This is a genomic window from Hansschlegelia zhihuaiae (assembly GCF_004103825.1).
GTDB lineage: Bacteria > Pseudomonadota > Alphaproteobacteria > Rhizobiales > Methylopilaceae > Methylopila > Methylopila zhihuaiae.
The window spans coordinates 37,839-52,512 of record NZ_RYFI01000027.1 but is presented as its reverse complement, the minus strand read 5'-3'; the positions used below and the strand labels follow the sequence as shown (position 1 = coordinate 52,512).

Sequence of the window (14,674 nt, the reverse complement as noted above, 5' to 3'; positions counted from 1 at the left end):
CATCCCACCACAAGGGACAGACCACGCAACATGCAATCCATCGCCTTGGCCAAAAAGATGGACCGCCGGGTCAAGCCCGGCGACGACGCGGCGCGCTACCGCGTCGGCGGCACCGCCGCGCCGAGATGTTGCTCCAGGAAGGCGATCGTCCTGTCCCAGGCGAGCGCCGCGGCCTTGCGCTCGTACCGGGCCGGATTGGCGTCGTTGTTGAAGGCGTGGTCGGCGCCTTCGTAGAACTCGATCTGGTAGTCCTTCTCGTTCTCCTTCAGCGCCGCGTCGAAGGCCGGGACGTCGCCGTTGATGCGCTCGTCGAGCCCCGCATAGTGCAGCAGCAGCGGCGCCTTGATCTCGGGGACCCGGGCAGGATCGAGCGGCTTGCCGTAATAGGACACCGCGGCCTTCAGCTCTCCGGACGCCGTCGCGAGCCGGTTGGCCATGCCGCCGCCCCAGCAGAAGCCCACCGCTCCGACCGAGCCGTTGGAGAGCGGGAGCCCGGCGAGATAGGGGACCGCGGCGGCGAGGTCTGCGGTCGTCTTGTCGAGGTCGAGCGCCGCGATCATCTCGCGCGCCTTGTCCTCGTCCGTGGGCGTGCCGCCCGCGGTCGACAGCAGGTCGACCCCGAAGGCCAGGAACCCCGAGACGGCGAGTCGGCGCGTGACGTCCTGAATGTGCGGATTGAGGCCCCGGTTCTCGTGGATCACAATGACGGACGGACGCTTGGCGTCGCCCTTGGCGTGCGCCAGCAGCCCCGAGATCCTGCCGCCCGGCGCGTCATAGCCGACGGTCGTGATCGCGAGCCGACGGTCGTCGGGCGCGACGATGGCGGCGCGGGCGTAGTCGTTCGAGAGCGCCGCCACGAGGACGTTGGCGGCGGCGGTGGACCCGGCGAGCGCGGCGAGCCGGTCGAGGAACTCGCGACGGCCCATCTCGCCATGGGTGAAGCGGTCATAGAGCGCGATCGCGCGCCGGTCGGGACGGGGAAGCGGCGTCGGACGATCGGTCATTGCGGGCGGCCTCGCGCGGACGGCGCCCGGCCGATGAAATCTTGGACGCCGGCGCGCCTGACCCGCACCTATAGGCGGCCCGCTCGGCGCCGCAAAGCCCGCGTGCCGCGCCCGCCCATGGCTCGCGCGGTCACTTGGCCGCGAGCCTCAGCGCGGCGGGGCGACGGAGCGCGCGATCGCCTCGAACTCGCCCTTGCGCTTTTCGAAGCCGGCCTTGTCCCCCACGCACACGATCGTGGTGCGGCCCTTCGGCGTGTCGTAGACGACGAGGAAGGAGCGCACCTCGGCGGTCTTGGGCTCGCCCTCGATCGGCTTGAAGTCCGCCACCACCGCGGCCCCCGAGAGCCCCATATGCGGGAACGGCTCGACGGTCGCGACGTCGTAGCGGAGCGCGAGCGTCGCGCGGATCAGGTCGATCCATTCCTTCTTCTGCGTGAAGGCGTTGATCTCCGCCTGGCTGAGCGCGGGCTCGCCCTCGCCGGGCTGCGCCTGCGTCGGCTGGAACGCGATCTTGCAGCCGGTGTCGACCTCGCCCTGCTTCTGCACCGCGTAGACCGCCGCGTAGCGGGGATCGCCCTCGGCCCTGGTCGCGACATAGCCTTCGGGAGGCTGGATGGTGAGCCCGGTCGCCTCGTCCCTCACCGGCTCCGCCGCATGCGCCGCGCCCGCCAGAAGGACGGCGCTGAGCAGGCGCGACACGCCTCTGGCGGTCATGAGATCAGGCTCCGCTACGCTTACACACCGGCGCGCTCGTCTTGCGATCCAGCGCCGGGACAAGGTGAAACACTAAGGCACCCTAGCTTGCGCCGGGCTGGAACCGTAGAAAATGCATCAATTAAGCTAAACGACGGCGACGGCCGGGCGGCGTCTCCGGATCGTCCGCGCCCGCGACCAGATGCTCGACGAGCGCCGCGGCGTGCGGAGACAGCGCCGGCTCCCGGCGCAGCGCGACCATCAGATTGCGTTCCGCCCAGGGGTCGGTCAGCCGCACGAGGCGGATCGCCATGGAGCGCCGCGCCCTGCGCGCGGCCGCGACCGGAACGATGGCGAGCCCCACGCCCTGCTCGGCCATCCGGCAGACGGAGTCGAACCCACGCATGCGCGCCCGGAGGCCGATGGCGCGGCCGAGCCGCCGCGCATGGCCCGCGAGATAGCCCTGCAGCGCGCTGTCGCCCGTGAGCCCGACATGGTCGTGGTCGAGCGTGTCGGCGAACGCCACCCGCTTCAGCGCGGCGAGCGGATGCGAGGGCGCGGCGACCAGCACGAGCTGGTCGCGCCGGAACGGGCGGAACGCCAGATCGCCCGGATCGGTTTGGTCCGACAGCACGCCGAAATCGACCCGCCCGGCCGCGACCGCCCGGACAATCTCGTAGCTCAGCCCCTCTTCCAGATCGAGATCGACCTGGGGCTGCGCGGCGAGGAACGCGGCGAGCGGCGCCGGAAGGTGCTCCGACAGCGCCGAGGTGTTGGCCATGACGCGGACATGGCCCTTCACGCCGCGACCATAGAGCGCGAGCTCGCCGCGCATCCGTTCGCAGCTGTCGAGGATGCCCCTCGCGTGGTGGACGAGCGCGCGGCCGGCCTGGGTCGGCCTCACGCCGCGATGCAGCCGTTCGAGCAGGCGCGCGCCCGCCAGTTCCTCCATGCCGCGAATCCGCTCGCTCGCCGACGGCAGCGCGAGATTCGAGCGCGCCGCGCCGGCCGTGACGCTGCCCGCCTCGACGACGTTGAGGAACAGGCGGAGGTCGACGAGGTCGAAGCGCATGGGGCGGCTCCGAGACGCGATTTGGCTTCGGAGTAACCGAAGTCACGATGCGTGAAGTCCAGATTGCGCCTGCGTCTCCGCCGAGATCAAGTGGACGCCATGTCGGACCCGTCATTCGCCATTCTGCTGTTCGTATTCTCGACCTTCATGGTCGCCGGGCTTGTGAAGGGCGTGACCGGCATGGGGCTCCCCACGGTCGCGATGGGTCTGCTCGCCACACAGGTCCCGCCACACGAGGCGGCCTCCCTCTTGCTGCTGCCTTCGCTTCTCACGAACCTGCTGCAGCTCGCCGCCGGGCCCGATCCGGTCGGCGCGATGCGGCGGTTCTGGCCGATGATGACGGCGGTCGCGATCGGCGCGCTCGCGACCGCGGGCCTGCTCGCGGGCGACGCGGCCCGCCACGCGACCGCGGCGCTCGGCGCCGTGCTGGTGGTCTATGCGCTGTTCGGCCTGAGCGGGCGCCGCCTCGTCGCGCCGCTCCGCGCCGAGCGGTGGCTCGCGGCGCCGGTCGGCTTCGTCACCGGCGCGATCACGGGCGCGACCGGCGTCTTCGTGCTGCCGGCCGTGCCCTATCTGCAGGCGCTCGGCCTGGAGAAGGAGGACCTCGTCCAGGCGCTCGGGCTCTCCTTCACGGTCTCGACGATCGCGCTCGGGCTCGGGCTCGCGCTGTCTGGCGGCCTCGAGGCGCACTCGCTCGGCGGCTCGGCCGCGGCCGTCGCGCCGGCTTTTCTGGGCATGGCGATCGGTCAGAGGCTCCGCCACGCCATCTCGCCCGACGGATTTCGCTTGGCGTTCTTCGCCGGATTGCTGGGGCTCGGCCTCTACCTCGCGCGCGGCGGCTGACCGTCGGGCCTCATGCGTAGATCGGGAACCGCGCGCACATCTCCCGCACCGTCGCGCGCGTGGCGGCGATCAAAGCGTCATCGCCCGGCGCGGAGACGATGTCGGCGATCCAATCCGCGACGGCTTCGAATTCTCCGGTCCCGAAGCCGCGCGCGGTCCCGGCGTTGGACGACAGCCGCAGACCGGACGGCGCCTCCGGCGGCCGCGGATCGAACGGGATCTGGTTCTTGTTGACCGCGAGCCCCGCGCGTTCGAGGGCCTTGGCGGCGACGTCGCCGGTCACGCCTTGCGCGGCGAGATCGACCAGCATCAGCCCGCAATCCGTGCCGCCCGAGACGATCCGCAGGCCGTGGCCGGCGAGCCGCGCGGCGAGCGCCCGGGCGTTCTCCAGCACCGCCTCGTTATAGGCCCGGAACTCCGGCCGCAGCGCCTCGCCGAGGCACGCCGCCTTGCCCGCCACGGCGTGCAGCATCACCGAGCCCTGCACGCCCGGGAAAACGCCGCCGTCGATCCCGCGGCTCAGGGCCTCGTCGTTCCAAAGGATCAGCCCGCCGCGCGCGCCGCGCAGCGACTTGTAGGTCGTGGTGGTGACGACATGGGCGTGCGGGAACGGATGTGGGTAGAGCCCTGTCGCGACCAGCCCCGCGACATGCGCCATGTCGACCATCAGATACGCCCCGACCTCGTCGGCGATGCCGCGCAGCGCGCTGAAGTCGAGTGCGCGGGCGTAGGCCGAGCCCCCCGCCACGATCATCCGGGGGCGTTCTGCCAGCGCGAGGTCATGCAGTTCGTCGAGCTCGACCAGTTCGGTCGCGCGCGACACCCCGTATCGCACGATGCGGTAGTCGCGGCCGGTCAGCGTCGCCGGATGGCCGTGGCTGATGTGGCCGCCGGCCGCGACGTCCATCGACAGGATCGCGTCGCCCAGTCCGAGCAGGCCAAAGAACACCCCTGCGTTGGCGTTCGAGCCCGAATGCGGCTGCACGTTCGCGAAGCGGCAGCCAAACAGCCTCTTCGCCCGCTCGAGCGCCAACGCTTCGACCGCGTCGGCGAACTCCGCGCCGCCGTAGTAGCGGCCGTAGGCCGGCCCCTCGACGGTCTTGTTGGTCAGCACGGAGCCCTGCGCCTCCAGCACCAGCCGCGAGACGAGGTTCTCCGAGGCGATCAGCTCGATCCCGTCCTGCTGGCGGGCGATCTCCCCGCGGATCGCGGCGGCGAGTTCCGGGTCGGCGTCGAGACCTTCGGTGAAGTAGCCGGGGTGGAGCGCGGACATGGCCGTTATCCTTCAAGGCGCGGGCGGGCCCACGCAAGACCGGGCGGCCGTCACCCGATCGTCACCCGGGCTAAATACTTTGTTAAGGGCGCGCGTGGGGCCCGCGCCTGACACAACTTGGGCGTGCTGCGGCGCGCCCGCGTCCCCGAACAGTTTGGCAGCGCGACGCCGAAGCTTCTTCGGGCGCCGCGCCCTGGAGCGGCGCCGATGCAACAAGTCGACATCTTCACGCAGATCGTCGTGCCGGTGATCGGGGGCCTCGGCATCTTCCTGCTCGGCCTCGAATTCATGTCGAACGGCATCCAGTCGCTCGCCGTCAACAAGATGCGGGCGATGCTCGCCAAGTTCGCCGGCACGCCGGCCAAGGGCGTGATCGCCGGGACGTTCATCACCGGCGTCATCCAGTCCTCGACCGCCATGACAGTGATGGTGGTGGGCCTCGTCAACGCCGGCGTCGTGGGCCTGCGCCCGGCGATCTCGGTGATCATGGGCGCGAACATCGGCACCACGCTCGGCAACGGGCTGATCGCGCTGCCGCTCGGGCCGCTCGGCCTGCTGTTCGCGGGCCTGTTCGCGCTGCTCTACATCTTCGCCAAGACCGACAAGGTGAAGAACATCGCGCTCGCCTGCATCGGCTTCTCGCTGATCTTCTACGGCCTGAACCTGATGACCGGAGGCCTGAAGCCGCTCCGCAGCATGCCCGAGGTGATGGGGATCATCTCGTCGCTGAAGGCCGACACCTACGTCAACCTGCTCTACTGCGTGCTGATCGCGGCCGGCGTGACCGCGATGATCCACTCGTCCTCGGCCACGATCGGCATCGTGATGGGGCTCGGCGCCGCCGGCATCATCGACTGGAAGACCGCCGTCGCCTTCTCGCTCGGCGCCGACCTCGGCACCACCATCACCTCGTGGCTCGCCTCGCTCAACCTGTCTAAGAACGCCAAACGCGCGGCCTACGCGCACATATCCTTCAACATCATCGGCGTGATGGTCACCATCCCGCTGTTCTTCGTGTCGATGGACGTCCTGACCTGGGCCATGCAGTGGTTCGGCGGCGATCCGGGCGCGCCGGTCATCGTCAACGGCAAGGAGACGTTCCCGCTGGTGCCGGTCGCGATCGGCCTCTACTCGACCTTCTTCAACATCTTCAACGTGATGCTGCTTTACCCCTTCGTCGGCGTGTTCGAGAGCGTGCTGATGAAGGTCGGCGCCTCCTCGCTCGACGACATCGAGGACTACTCGGTCCCGAAGCACCTGACGGCCGAAGCCGCCGGCGCGCCGGAGACCGCGGTGCCCGCGATCCTCGCCGAGAACGAGCGCTATCTCGAGGCCGCGATGAAGTTCCTCGACATCGCCCGCGGCAAGGAAGGCGCGCCCGACAAGGTCGAAGAGCATTACGGCCAGATGGACATCCTCAACCGCGAGGTCCGGGCCTACACCTCCGGACTGTTCAAGGCGGAGATGCCCTATGAGCGCGCCGACCTGGTCGCGAGCCTGATCGAGGAGGAGGACCACACCGCGAGCCTCGGCGAGGCGCTCTACCAGATCGCCCGCCGCGTCGAGCGCCAGCCTTTCGGCCACAAGGGCCGCGCGCTGGTGGACGCGATGCTGAACCAGGTCGCGAACGCATTGCAGGTCGTGGTCGATCCCGTGCAGGCGCGCAGGGATCAGCTGTCCGCGGAGGCTGCGCCGCGCATCGCCGCCCTCGCGGAGCTGCGCTCGCAGGCGTTGCGCCTGAACGGCGAACTGCCATGGGTCGAGCGCGGCGCCATCCTCGCGCTGCTCGGCAGCGCCGAGCGCGCCTACTTCCTGATCGAGCGGATCGACGCCGAGCGGCGGTCGGTCTCACGCGCGGTGCCGGCGGCGGCGGAGAGCCCGCGCGAGAGCGGCGGCTTCGACGCGGCGCCGGTCCCGGCGTGAGGCCAAGCAGGCGCGCCGGCCGCAAGCCTGCGCTCCTCAAGTCCGATTTGGAGAACGCCATGAGCCTCCGGACCTTGAAGCTTCCCTCGGGCCTCGCCCGCCGCGCCGCGCTTGCGGCGCTGGCGGCCGCCGCTTTGCTCGTTCCCGCCGGCGCGAGCTTCGCCCAGAGCGTGACAGGATCGGGCTCGACCCTGGTCCAGCCTTTGCTGAACCGCTGGTCGCAGGACTATCTCCGCTCGCAATGGACCGCCGAGTCCCAGCCTTCGGGCGGGCTCGACTATGAAGCGGTCGGCTCCCAGGCCGGAGTGATGCGCATCAAGGACCGAGCGGTGGATTTCGGGGCGACCGAAGTCCCGCTGTCGCCCGAAGAGGTCAAGCAGTACCGCGTCGCGCAGTTTCCGCTGGTGGTCGGCGGAATCGTGGCGGCCGTCAATCTGCCGGGCGTCCAGGCCGGCAAGCTGAAGCTCTCCGGAGAGCTTCTGGCCGACATCTATCTCGGCAAGGTCACGAGCTGGTCGGACCCCGCCATCAAGGCCCTCAACCCGGACGTCACGCTGCCCGAGGCCGCGATCGTGCCCGTGCGGCGCGCCGACGGCTCCGGCACCACCTTCGCGTTCACGAGCTATCTCGCGAAAGTCAGCGAGGCCTGGCGGCCGGTCGGCGCCGGCCTGACGGTCACGTGGCCCGCGGGCAGGACCGCAAAGGGCAACAGCGGCGTCGCCGACGCGGTGAAACGGACGGCCAACGCCATCGGCTATCTCGATCTCGCCTCCGCCCGCCGCGCGGGCCTCTCGACCGCGACCCTCCGCAACAGCGCCGGCGCCTTCGTCGCGCCGACCCCGGAAAGCTTCCAGGCCGCCGCCGCGAAGGCGGACTGGAGCGCCGCGGCGGATTTCGGCCTGTCGCTGGTCGACGCTCCGGGCGAGGCCGCCTACCCGATCGTCGCCGCCACCTTCGTCCTGGTGTCGAACTCGCGTCCGGTTTCCAGCGGCACGGGCGCGGCGCTCGGCTTCTTCAACTGGGGCCTGGAAAACGGCGCCGCCGTGGCCTCCGAGCTCGGTTACGTCCCGCTGCCGCCGGAGACGGTCGAGAAGGTCCGCGCCTACTGGCGCAGCAAGCTCAACGTCGAGCCGGTGATCGAGCCCCGCGCGGGCTGAGCGCTTAGCGGGGACGCCGTTCGATCACAGTCGGGTTGCAAGCGAAGCTACGGCCTCGTCTTGAACGGTGCCGGTTCAGGGCTTCTCTCAGCCCACGTCACAACCTCTTTCGACAGATAGCGTCTTGCCGGCTCTGCTCCGGCAAGAACGCGGATATTCGGGTTGGACCGGATCTCTCCGGATGGACGCCACAGGCCGCTCCTGTGAATGACGACCCGCACGTCGCCCGCCTCAGCAGCCATCCGGAGCGAGCCATGCAGCCACTCGCGGTGGAACCGGGACGACGGCAGCTCCGCCGCGAAACGGCGCACCGCATCGGTCACTTTTACCGATCTGTAGGCCAGCGCATTAACCGCCACCGCTCGGCCGCTTCGAAGCCATTCGCCGAGACGGCCCCTCAAGTAGTAGGGCGAAGTCCATCTCGGATCGGAAGGTCTTGGTTCGCAGAGCGCGGCTCTCCATCGATCCGCAGCGTTCGGCTCTAAGAACTCCCGGGGAGTGGTCTGAGGATCGTATCCGCCGTTCGCCATCAAGACGACGATGCGAGCGTTCGCGATATCTCCCGTGAACGCGGGAGGCGGATAATCGAAATTGATCTCGTTCGGAGCCTGCCCTCTGAAAGGGGCGTCATCTGGATGAATCTCGCCTTTCAGTTGAGACCAGAAGTCTACAAGAGGCGCCGCGAAACGGTTTTTCATTTTGCTACTTTACAAGAAAAAGGCCCCGGATCGCTCCGGGGCCCTCTTCATTCCATTCGAAGGTTCGGCTGGATCAGAAGTCCATGCCGCCCATGCCGCCGCCCGGCATCGCGGGGGCGCCCGAGTCCTTCTTCGGCATCTCGGCGACCATCGCCTCGGTGGTGATGAGGAGCGCCGCGACCGAAGCGGCGTCCTGCAGCGCGGTGCGCACCACCTTGGTCGGGTCGACGATGCCGGCCTCGATCATGTCGACATACTCTTCCGTCTGGGCGTTGAAGCCGTAAGTGGCGGAGGAGTTCTCGAGCAGCTTGCCGACGACGATCGAGCCCTCGACGCCCGAGTTCTGGGCGATCTGGCGGATCGGCGCCTCAAGGGCCTTCAGAACGATGTTGATGCCGGCCTGGATGTCCGGGTTCTCGTTCTTGGCGCCCGTGATGGCGGACTTGGCGCGCAGCAGGGCGACGCCGCCGCCGGCCACGATGCCCTCTTCGACGGCCGCCCGCGTGGCGTTCAGCGCGTCGTCGATGCGGTCCTTCTTCTCCTTGACCTCGACCTCGGTCGCGCCGCCGACGCGGATCACGGCCACACCACCGGCCAGCTTGGCGAGACGCTCCTGCAGCTTCTCACGGTCGTAGTCCGAGGTGGTCTCCTCGATCTGCGCCTTGATCTGGCCGACGCGGGCCTGGATCGCGTCCTTGTCGCCGGCGCCGTCGACGATCGTGGTCTTCTCCTTCTCGAGCGTCACCTTCTTGGCGCGGCCGAGCATGTCGAGGGTCACGTTCTCGAGCTTGATGCCGAGGTCCTCGGAGATCACCTGGCCGTTGGTCAGGATCGCGATGTCCTCGAGCATCGCCTTGCGGCGGTCGCCGAAGCCCGGCGCCTTGACGGCCGCGACCTTGAGGCCGCCGCGGAGCTTGTTGACCACGAGGGTGGCGAGCGCCTCGCCCTCGATGTCCTCGGCGATGATGACGAGCGGCTTGCCCGACTGCACGACCGCCTCGAGCACCGGCAGGATCGCCTGCAGGCCGGAGAGCTTCTTCTCGTGGATGAGGATGTAGGGGTCCTCGAGGTCCGCGATCATCTTCTCGGCGTTGGTGATGAAGTACGGCGACAGGTAGCCGCGGTCGAACTGCATGCCCTCGACGACTTCGAGCTCGGTCTCGAGGCTCTTGGCCTCCTCGACCGTGATGACGCCCTCATTGCCGACCTTCTGCATGGCGTTGGCGATCATCTCGCCGAATTCCTTCTCGCCATTCGCGGAGATGGTGCCGACCTGGGCGACTTCCGACGAGGTCGCGATCTTCTTGGACGAGGCCTTGAGGTGCTCGATGACCTTGCCGACCGCGAGGTCGACGCCGCGCTTCAGGTCCATCGGGTTCATGCCGGCGGACACATATTTGTGGCCTTCCTTCACGATCGCCTGGGCGAGCACGGTGGCGGTGGTGGTGCCGTCGCCGGCGAGGTCGTTGGTCTTCGAGGCCACTTCGCGCACCATCTGGGCGCCCATGTTCTCGAACTTGTCCTCGAGCTCGATCTCCTTGGCGACGGTGACGCCGTCCTTGGTGATGCGGGGAGCGCCGAAGGACTTCTCGATCACGACGTTGCGGCCCTTCGGGCCGAGCGTGACCTTGACGGCGTTGGCGAGGATGTCGACGCCGCGGAGCATCTTCTCACGCGCGTCGGCGGAAAAACGTACGTCTTTCGCAGCCATGGTTTTCTAGGTCCTGTAAAGCGGGTTCACGAAAAAACCGGCTCGCCGCGATCGGGAAATCGGGCCTCGCCGGCTAGACGGTCAGATGATCAGGCGATGACGCCCATGATGTCCGACTCCTTCATGATCAGCAGCTCTTCGCCGTCGATCTTGACTTCGGTGCCGGACCATTTGCCGAACAGGATCTTGTCGCCCGCCTTGACGTCGAGCGGAATGAGGTCGCCATCATCGTCGCGGGCGCCGGGCCCGACGGCGACGACTTCGCCTTCCTGCGGCTTCTCCTTGGCGGTGTCGGGGATGATGATGCCGCCCTTCGACTTCTCTTCGGCGGTGAGGCGACGGACGACCACGCGGTCGTGCAGCGGACGGAAGTTCATGGGATCGATTCCTCTCACGCGTGTGCAGAGTTGCTTCGCGTCGCAAAAACATGCCGGCGGCCCGGGGCGCCACCGTGCGCTGTTAGCACTCTCTCGGTAAGAGTGCTAGCGCGTCGGCGAGATACGAACGGCCCCCGGAACTGTCAAGATTGTGGCGGGCGGCGGCGACATGTTTTTGACGGGAACGCCAATGCGACCCGGACCCGCGGCCGTTCGGGCGCCGCCATCCGACGGCCGATCGGGGGCGTCGCGGGCCTGCGATCCTGGAACACTTGATTTCAGAAGGATTCCCGGCGATCGTGCCTGGCATGCCGACGCGCGACGAAATTCTCGACATCCACAATATGTGCGCCTGCTCGCACACCCGCATGGCGGCGCGGGCCGTCACGCGCTTCTACGACGAGGCGCTGCGCTCCTCGGGGCTCAAGGGCACGCAGTTCGTGCTGCTGGCGGCGATCGAGGCCGGCGAGGCGACCTCGATCACCGACCTCGCGGAGCTCATCGACATCGAGCGCACGACGCTGGTGCGCAATCTTCAGCTGCTCCGCAAGGAAGGCCTGGTCGCTCCCCTCAAGGGCTTGAACGGCCGCCGCAAGCCGACGCTCACCGAAAAGGGCCGCGAGGCGCTCGAGGCCGCGCTTCCGCTCTGGCGCACCGCGCAAGGCGAGATCGAGGGACGGCTCGGCTTCGGCTCGTGGCAGGTCACGCGGCGCCGGCTGGGGGAGCTTCGGAAAGCCGTAAGCTGACCTCGGCCTGAACCGGCTTCGAGTAGTGCGCCTGCAGCGCCCCTGCGCCGTCATCGTGCTGGCGGACGCCGGGGTCGCGCAGAAAACCCTGCCGTTCGAGGAACCGCACGCCGTCGGCGAGGCGCTGGTCGATCCAGAGATTGAGCTTGGTCGCCTCCGAGGCGGCCGCGAAGGCGTCGGCGCCCGCGAGCAGAGCGGTGGCGAGCCCCTGGCCGCGCGACGGCTCGTCGAGGCAGATCATCGAGAGCGCGAACTCCTGCGGGCGGGCGTGGCGCGCGACCCCGAGCGAGCCCGCGACCGCGCCGTCGCGCATCACGACCCACAGACGGCCGCCGTGCTCCGCGAACCAGGAGGCCGGCCGCTCGAACAGCGAGGGATCTTCCGGCTCGAAGGCGCAGCCCTCGTAGCCGCCCCAGGTCTCGTGGAACAGCTCGGCGAGCGCCGGACCGTCCTCGTCGGTCGCCTCCCGGATCACGAATTCAGGCATGGGCGACGGTCTCCGGCCAGTCGGCGGCCCCGTCACTTGTGTGTCATGCGCGACGTCGGCGGGCAAGCCGCCCTCGCCCGCCGGCCGGCGGGCGCTAGAAAGCCCGCGACCCGCCATGTTGGAGGTCTTTTCGCCGATGCTCGAGCCCGGTCCCGGCCACCCGATCACGATCGCCCCGGTCCCGGGCCGCGTCGTGGTGCGCTATGCCGGCACTGCGGTGCTGTCGACGCGCGACGCGCTGGAGCTCCGCGAGTCGAGCTATCCGCCGGTGCTCTACCTCCCGCGCGAGGACGCCGAGATGGGCTATTTCGAGCCGAGCGAGAAGCGCACGCGCTGCCCTTACAAGGGCGAGGCGAGCTATTTCTCGCTCCGGGCCGGCGGCGCGCATGCGCCAGACGCGGTCTGGAGCTACGAAGCGCCCTACCCAGCCGTGGCCGAGATCGCGGGGCGGCTCGCCTTCTATTCCGACCGTGTCACGATCGAGATCGCGCCTGAGTGACCGGCCGCGCGATGCATTTTCGATACATGCTCCGCCAAATCGCCGAACGCCCTGCGGCGCGCCGGGTCGCGCCATCGTCCCGCCGGACGGCTCACGCAGTCGTTCTTTCAAGCTTTGAGATCCGCGCGCATGATGGAGACGGCGGGACCGCCGATCGCCCCTCGTGGCGCGGCGTCGAGATCGAGGAGTGTCGTTCAGTGAACATGGTTCGGGCATCCGCCGCAGCGTTCTTCTGCGCGGTGTTGGGATTGTCGTCCGCAGCGCTGGCGCCGGCGCCCGCCGCGGCCGACCCGGTCGTCATACCGGCGCCGGATTACGTGCCGCGCGGCCGCGTCGTGCGGCCGGCGCAGGCCTATGGCGACGAGGAAGTGCGGGTCGTCCGCCCGGAGCGGCGGACCTATGGCCGCGCCTATGTCGACGACATCTTCGAGGACGACGACGGCTATTACGAGCGCCGGTCGCGCCGGATCCCGACCTATCGCGAGCGCGCGCGCTCCTACGATTCCGACTACGACGCGGTGGTCCCCCGCCGCGCCTATGGCCGCGACTACAGCGCCCGCCGGTACCAAGAGGACGGCGAGTACGGCTACGAGTCGATCGATCCCGATGTCGAGCGCCTGCCCCGCCGTCTCGCCGGCCCCCCCTCGACGCTGGGGGCGGGCGAAGGGCGCCGGACGATGGACCCGAAATTCGCCCGCACCACGGTCCGCTACAACGGCTCGGAACCGGCGAACTCGATCGTGATCGATACGCGCACCCGCTATCTCTATCTGGTCCAGGGAGACGGCACGGCGATCCGCTACGGGGTCGGCGTCGGCAAGGAGGGCTTCACCTGGAAGGGCGTGCAGAAGATCTCGGCCAAACGCGAATGGCCGGACTGGCATCCGCCGGCCGAGATGCGGGAGCGGCGGCCGGAGCTTCCGGTGATGATGGCGGGCGGCCCCGACAACCCGCTCGGCGCGCGGGCGCTTTATCTCGGCAACACGCTCTACCGCATCCACGGCTCGAACGAGCCCTGGACGATCGGCCGGGCGGTCTCGTCGGGCTGCATCCGCATGACCAATGAGGACGTCATTGACCTCTATGAGCGGGTCAATATCGGGACGACGGTGAAGGTGCTCTGAAAAGGTCTATCAGGTCTCGGCGCCGGGCTTTTCGGGCCGGCGCCGGACCTCTCGACCGTCTCAAAAACGGCATAAGTCCTAACGATCTTTAACGAATTTCGATTTATTTGCGGAACGGACCGGTCACCATGCAACCCTGGCCGCGGCGGCGCGTTGTCGGCTCGGGTCGCGTATCGCCGGAGTATCCTGATGGCGCCGTTCCGAGTTCTCATCCTTGAAGACGACGCCATCCTGGCGCTCGACCTCGCCACGATCGTCTCGTGCTGGACCGACGCCAAAGTCATGTCCTGCCGCTCGGTCGCGCAGGCCAGGAAGGTTGTCGCGGCCGGCTGCGACCTCGCGCTGCTCGACATCGACGTCGTCGACGGCAAGTCCTACGATCTCGCGACTTCGCTGAAGGCCCAGCGGCTACCCTTCGCCTTCGTGTCCGGCGCGCTCGAGGCCGACACGCCCGAGGACCTGAAGGACGTCGCCTTCATCTCGAAGCCCTACAATCCGCGCGCGATCGAGAAGCTGGTGTCGTCCGCGGGCGGCGGCCGCCGTCACCCTTAGGACGTCGACATCAGCCCTCAAACGCGACCCTCATTCCGGTTGAAGCGCCGGAATCCATCACCTCCGCGGGCGCCGAGCCTGGCATGCGCGGCGATAATGGACTCCGGGACAAGCCCGGAACGACGGGCTTCGGTGTTTCCCTAGCAACGGTAGACAAGCCGCGGCGGCGTCAGCGCCAGCGCAGGGGCTTGGGACGCACCGGCGTCCGGACCGCGTCCGGAAACCGGTCGAGGAAGGACTCGAGCCCCGCATCTTCGGACGGACTTTCGGCGTCGTCCTCGGCCGCGGCCTCGAGCGCGCGGTCCAGGTCGTCGTTCGCGGATCCGGCGCGCTCGCGCCGCCTGTCGTCGCCTCGGTCTCGATCAAAAGCCATGGCGGGACCCTTCCATGCCATCGGCCGCCCCTCTGCAGCCCTCGGTGATGAGGTCTTGGTGCAACGATCGACGCCGCAATCGGTTTCTTCGAAAATGCCGGCTTTCTCGCGCAGCGCCGCTGGCGGACCGTCCGCCGGGCCT

The 14,674-nt window shown here is 68.8% G+C and carries 16 protein-coding genes; 7 read left to right on the top strand and 9 right to left on the bottom strand.

The window, feature by feature from the left end; all coding sequences use genetic code 11:
- Nucleotides 1–95: 95 nt before the first annotated feature.
- From EK403_RS20410 to EK403_RS20400, 3 genes are all read right to left on the bottom strand, one after another.
- The gene (locus tag EK403_RS20410) at nt 96–1,004 is read right to left on the bottom strand and encodes a dienelactone hydrolase family protein (RefSeq protein ID WP_128779294.1); all 909 of its coding nucleotides are present in this window, start codon (nt 1,002–1,004) and stop codon (nt 96–98) included.
- 147 nt (nt 1,005–1,151) lie between these two features.
- Nucleotides 1,152–1,718 carry a hypothetical protein gene (locus EK403_RS20405; protein WP_128779293.1) on the bottom strand — a complete coding sequence of 189 codons (567 nt, stop codon included), beginning with the start codon at nt 1,716–1,718 and terminating at the stop codon, nt 1,152–1,154.
- 121 nt (nt 1,719–1,839) lie between these two features.
- Nucleotides 1,840–2,769, bottom strand: a complete 930-nt coding sequence (locus EK403_RS20400; RefSeq protein ID WP_128779292.1) for a LysR family transcriptional regulator — start codon at nt 2,767–2,769, stop codon at nt 1,840–1,842.
- Nucleotides 2,770–2,868: 99 nt separating this feature from the next.
- Between EK403_RS20400 and EK403_RS20395 the strand changes: the two genes are divergently transcribed.
- Complete coding sequence (locus tag EK403_RS20395; protein ID WP_128779301.1) at nt 2,869–3,612, top strand: sulfite exporter TauE/SafE family protein; 744 nt, start codon at nt 2,869–2,871, stop codon at nt 3,610–3,612.
- A 10-nt stretch (nt 3,613–3,622) separates the two neighbouring features.
- On the opposite strand, the gene EK403_RS20390 is transcribed toward EK403_RS20395, so the two are convergent.
- Complete coding sequence (locus EK403_RS20390; protein WP_128779291.1) at nt 3,623–4,885, bottom strand: serine hydroxymethyltransferase; 1,263 nt, start codon at nt 4,883–4,885, stop codon at nt 3,623–3,625.
- 207 nt (nt 4,886–5,092) lie between these two features.
- Here EK403_RS20390 and EK403_RS20385 point away from each other — a divergent pair, with 207 nt between their 5' ends.
- Together EK403_RS20385 and pstS are read left to right on the top strand one after the other, a co-directional pair.
- Nucleotides 5,093–6,808 carry a Na/Pi cotransporter family protein gene (locus tag EK403_RS20385; RefSeq protein WP_128779290.1) on the top strand — a complete coding sequence of 572 codons (1,716 nt, stop codon included), beginning with the start codon at nt 5,093–5,095 and terminating at the stop codon, nt 6,806–6,808.
- Nucleotides 6,809–6,867: 59 nt separating this feature from the next.
- Nucleotides 6,868–7,965: a phosphate ABC transporter substrate-binding protein PstS gene (gene pstS, locus EK403_RS20380; protein WP_128779289.1), complete on the top strand. Its 1,098-nt coding sequence runs from the start codon at nt 6,868–6,870 to the stop codon at nt 7,963–7,965.
- 47 nt (nt 7,966–8,012) lie between these two features.
- On the opposite strand, the gene EK403_RS20375 is transcribed toward pstS, so the two are convergent.
- From EK403_RS20375 to groES, 3 genes are all read right to left on the bottom strand, one after another.
- Nucleotides 8,013–8,663 (bottom strand): hypothetical protein, encoded by a 651-nt coding sequence (locus EK403_RS20375; RefSeq protein ID WP_128779288.1) that lies wholly within the window; start codon nt 8,661–8,663, stop codon nt 8,013–8,015.
- 73 nt (nt 8,664–8,736) lie between these two features.
- Nucleotides 8,737–10,374, bottom strand: a complete 1,638-nt coding sequence (gene groL, locus EK403_RS20370) for a chaperonin GroEL (protein ID WP_128779287.1) — start codon at nt 10,372–10,374, stop codon at nt 8,737–8,739.
- A gap of 89 nt (nt 10,375–10,463) precedes the next feature.
- Nucleotides 10,464–10,751: a co-chaperone GroES gene (gene groES / locus EK403_RS20365; RefSeq protein WP_128779286.1), complete on the bottom strand. Its 288-nt coding sequence runs from the start codon at nt 10,749–10,751 to the stop codon at nt 10,464–10,466.
- Nucleotides 10,752–11,059: 308 nt separating this feature from the next.
- Here groES and EK403_RS20360 point away from each other — a divergent pair, with 308 nt between their 5' ends.
- Nucleotides 11,060–11,497, top strand: a complete 438-nt coding sequence (locus EK403_RS20360; protein ID WP_128779285.1) for a MarR family winged helix-turn-helix transcriptional regulator — start codon at nt 11,060–11,062, stop codon at nt 11,495–11,497.
- On the opposite strand, the gene EK403_RS20355 is transcribed toward EK403_RS20360, so the two are convergent.
- Nucleotides 11,454–11,984, bottom strand: a complete 531-nt coding sequence (locus tag EK403_RS20355; RefSeq protein WP_164919698.1) for a GNAT family N-acetyltransferase — start codon at nt 11,982–11,984, stop codon at nt 11,454–11,456. The two genes, EK403_RS20360 and EK403_RS20355, sit on opposite strands and share 44 nt — an antisense overlap.
- A gap of 136 nt (nt 11,985–12,120) precedes the next feature.
- Between EK403_RS20355 and EK403_RS20350 the strand changes: the two genes are divergently transcribed.
- The 3 genes from EK403_RS20350 to EK403_RS20340 all read left to right on the top strand — a co-directional run bounded on the left by EK403_RS20350 (nt 12,121) and on the right by EK403_RS20340 (nt 14,159).
- Complete coding sequence (locus tag EK403_RS20350) at nt 12,121–12,483, top strand: DUF427 domain-containing protein (RefSeq protein ID WP_128779283.1); 363 nt, start codon at nt 12,121–12,123, stop codon at nt 12,481–12,483.
- 203 nt (nt 12,484–12,686) lie between these two features.
- Nucleotides 12,687–13,607 carry a L,D-transpeptidase gene (locus EK403_RS20345; RefSeq protein WP_128779300.1) on the top strand — a complete coding sequence of 307 codons (921 nt, stop codon included), beginning with the start codon at nt 12,687–12,689 and terminating at the stop codon, nt 13,605–13,607.
- Between the two features lie 189 nt (nt 13,608–13,796).
- Complete coding sequence (locus EK403_RS20340; protein WP_128779282.1) at nt 13,797–14,159, top strand: response regulator; 363 nt, start codon at nt 13,797–13,799, stop codon at nt 14,157–14,159.
- Nucleotides 14,160–14,328: 169 nt separating this feature from the next.
- On the opposite strand, the gene EK403_RS22575 is transcribed toward EK403_RS20340, so the two are convergent.
- Nucleotides 14,329–14,532 (bottom strand): hypothetical protein, encoded by a 204-nt coding sequence (locus tag EK403_RS22575; protein ID WP_164919697.1) that lies wholly within the window; start codon nt 14,530–14,532, stop codon nt 14,329–14,331.
- Nucleotides 14,533–14,674 lie beyond the last annotated feature (142 nt).

What these genes read in the sequence shown, in the direction of transcription:
- pstS (WP_128779289.1), top strand. Translation starts at nt 6,868, where the DNA reads ATGAGCCTCCGGACCTTGAAGCTTCCCTCGGGCCTCGCCCGCCGCGCC.
- EK403_RS20355 (WP_164919698.1), bottom strand. Translation starts at nt 11,984, where the DNA reads ATGCCTGAATTCGTGATCCGGGAGGCGACCGACGAGGACGGTCCGGCG.
- EK403_RS20375 (WP_128779288.1), bottom strand. Translation starts at nt 8,663, where the DNA reads ATGAAAAACCGTTTCGCGGCGCCTCTTGTAGACTTCTGGTCTCAACTG.
- EK403_RS20410 (WP_128779294.1), bottom strand. Translation starts at nt 1,004, where the DNA reads ATGACCGATCGTCCGACGCCGCTTCCCCGTCCCGACCGGCGCGCGATC.
- EK403_RS20360 (WP_128779285.1), top strand. Translation starts at nt 11,060, where the DNA reads ATGCCGACGCGCGACGAAATTCTCGACATCCACAATATGTGCGCCTGC.
- EK403_RS22575 (WP_164919697.1), bottom strand. Translation starts at nt 14,532, where the DNA reads ATGGCTTTTGATCGAGACCGAGGCGACGACAGGCGGCGCGAGCGCGCC.
- EK403_RS20395 (WP_128779301.1), top strand. Translation starts at nt 2,869, where the DNA reads ATGTCGGACCCGTCATTCGCCATTCTGCTGTTCGTATTCTCGACCTTC.
- groES (WP_128779286.1), bottom strand. Translation starts at nt 10,751, where the DNA reads ATGAACTTCCGTCCGCTGCACGACCGCGTGGTCGTCCGTCGCCTCACC.
- EK403_RS20390 (WP_128779291.1), bottom strand. Translation starts at nt 4,885, where the DNA reads ATGTCCGCGCTCCACCCCGGCTACTTCACCGAAGGTCTCGACGCCGAC.
- EK403_RS20345 (WP_128779300.1), top strand. Translation starts at nt 12,687, where the DNA reads ATGGTTCGGGCATCCGCCGCAGCGTTCTTCTGCGCGGTGTTGGGATTG.
- EK403_RS20350 (WP_128779283.1), top strand. Translation starts at nt 12,121, where the DNA reads ATGCTCGAGCCCGGTCCCGGCCACCCGATCACGATCGCCCCGGTCCCG.
- EK403_RS20405 (WP_128779293.1), bottom strand. Translation starts at nt 1,718, where the DNA reads ATGACCGCCAGAGGCGTGTCGCGCCTGCTCAGCGCCGTCCTTCTGGCG.
- EK403_RS20400 (WP_128779292.1), bottom strand. Translation starts at nt 2,769, where the DNA reads ATGCGCTTCGACCTCGTCGACCTCCGCCTGTTCCTCAACGTCGTCGAG.
- EK403_RS20340 (WP_128779282.1), top strand. Translation starts at nt 13,797, where the DNA reads ATGGCGCCGTTCCGAGTTCTCATCCTTGAAGACGACGCCATCCTGGCG.
- groL (WP_128779287.1), bottom strand. Translation starts at nt 10,374, where the DNA reads ATGGCTGCGAAAGACGTACGTTTTTCCGCCGACGCGCGTGAGAAGATG.
- EK403_RS20385 (WP_128779290.1), top strand. Translation starts at nt 5,093, where the DNA reads ATGCAACAAGTCGACATCTTCACGCAGATCGTCGTGCCGGTGATCGGG.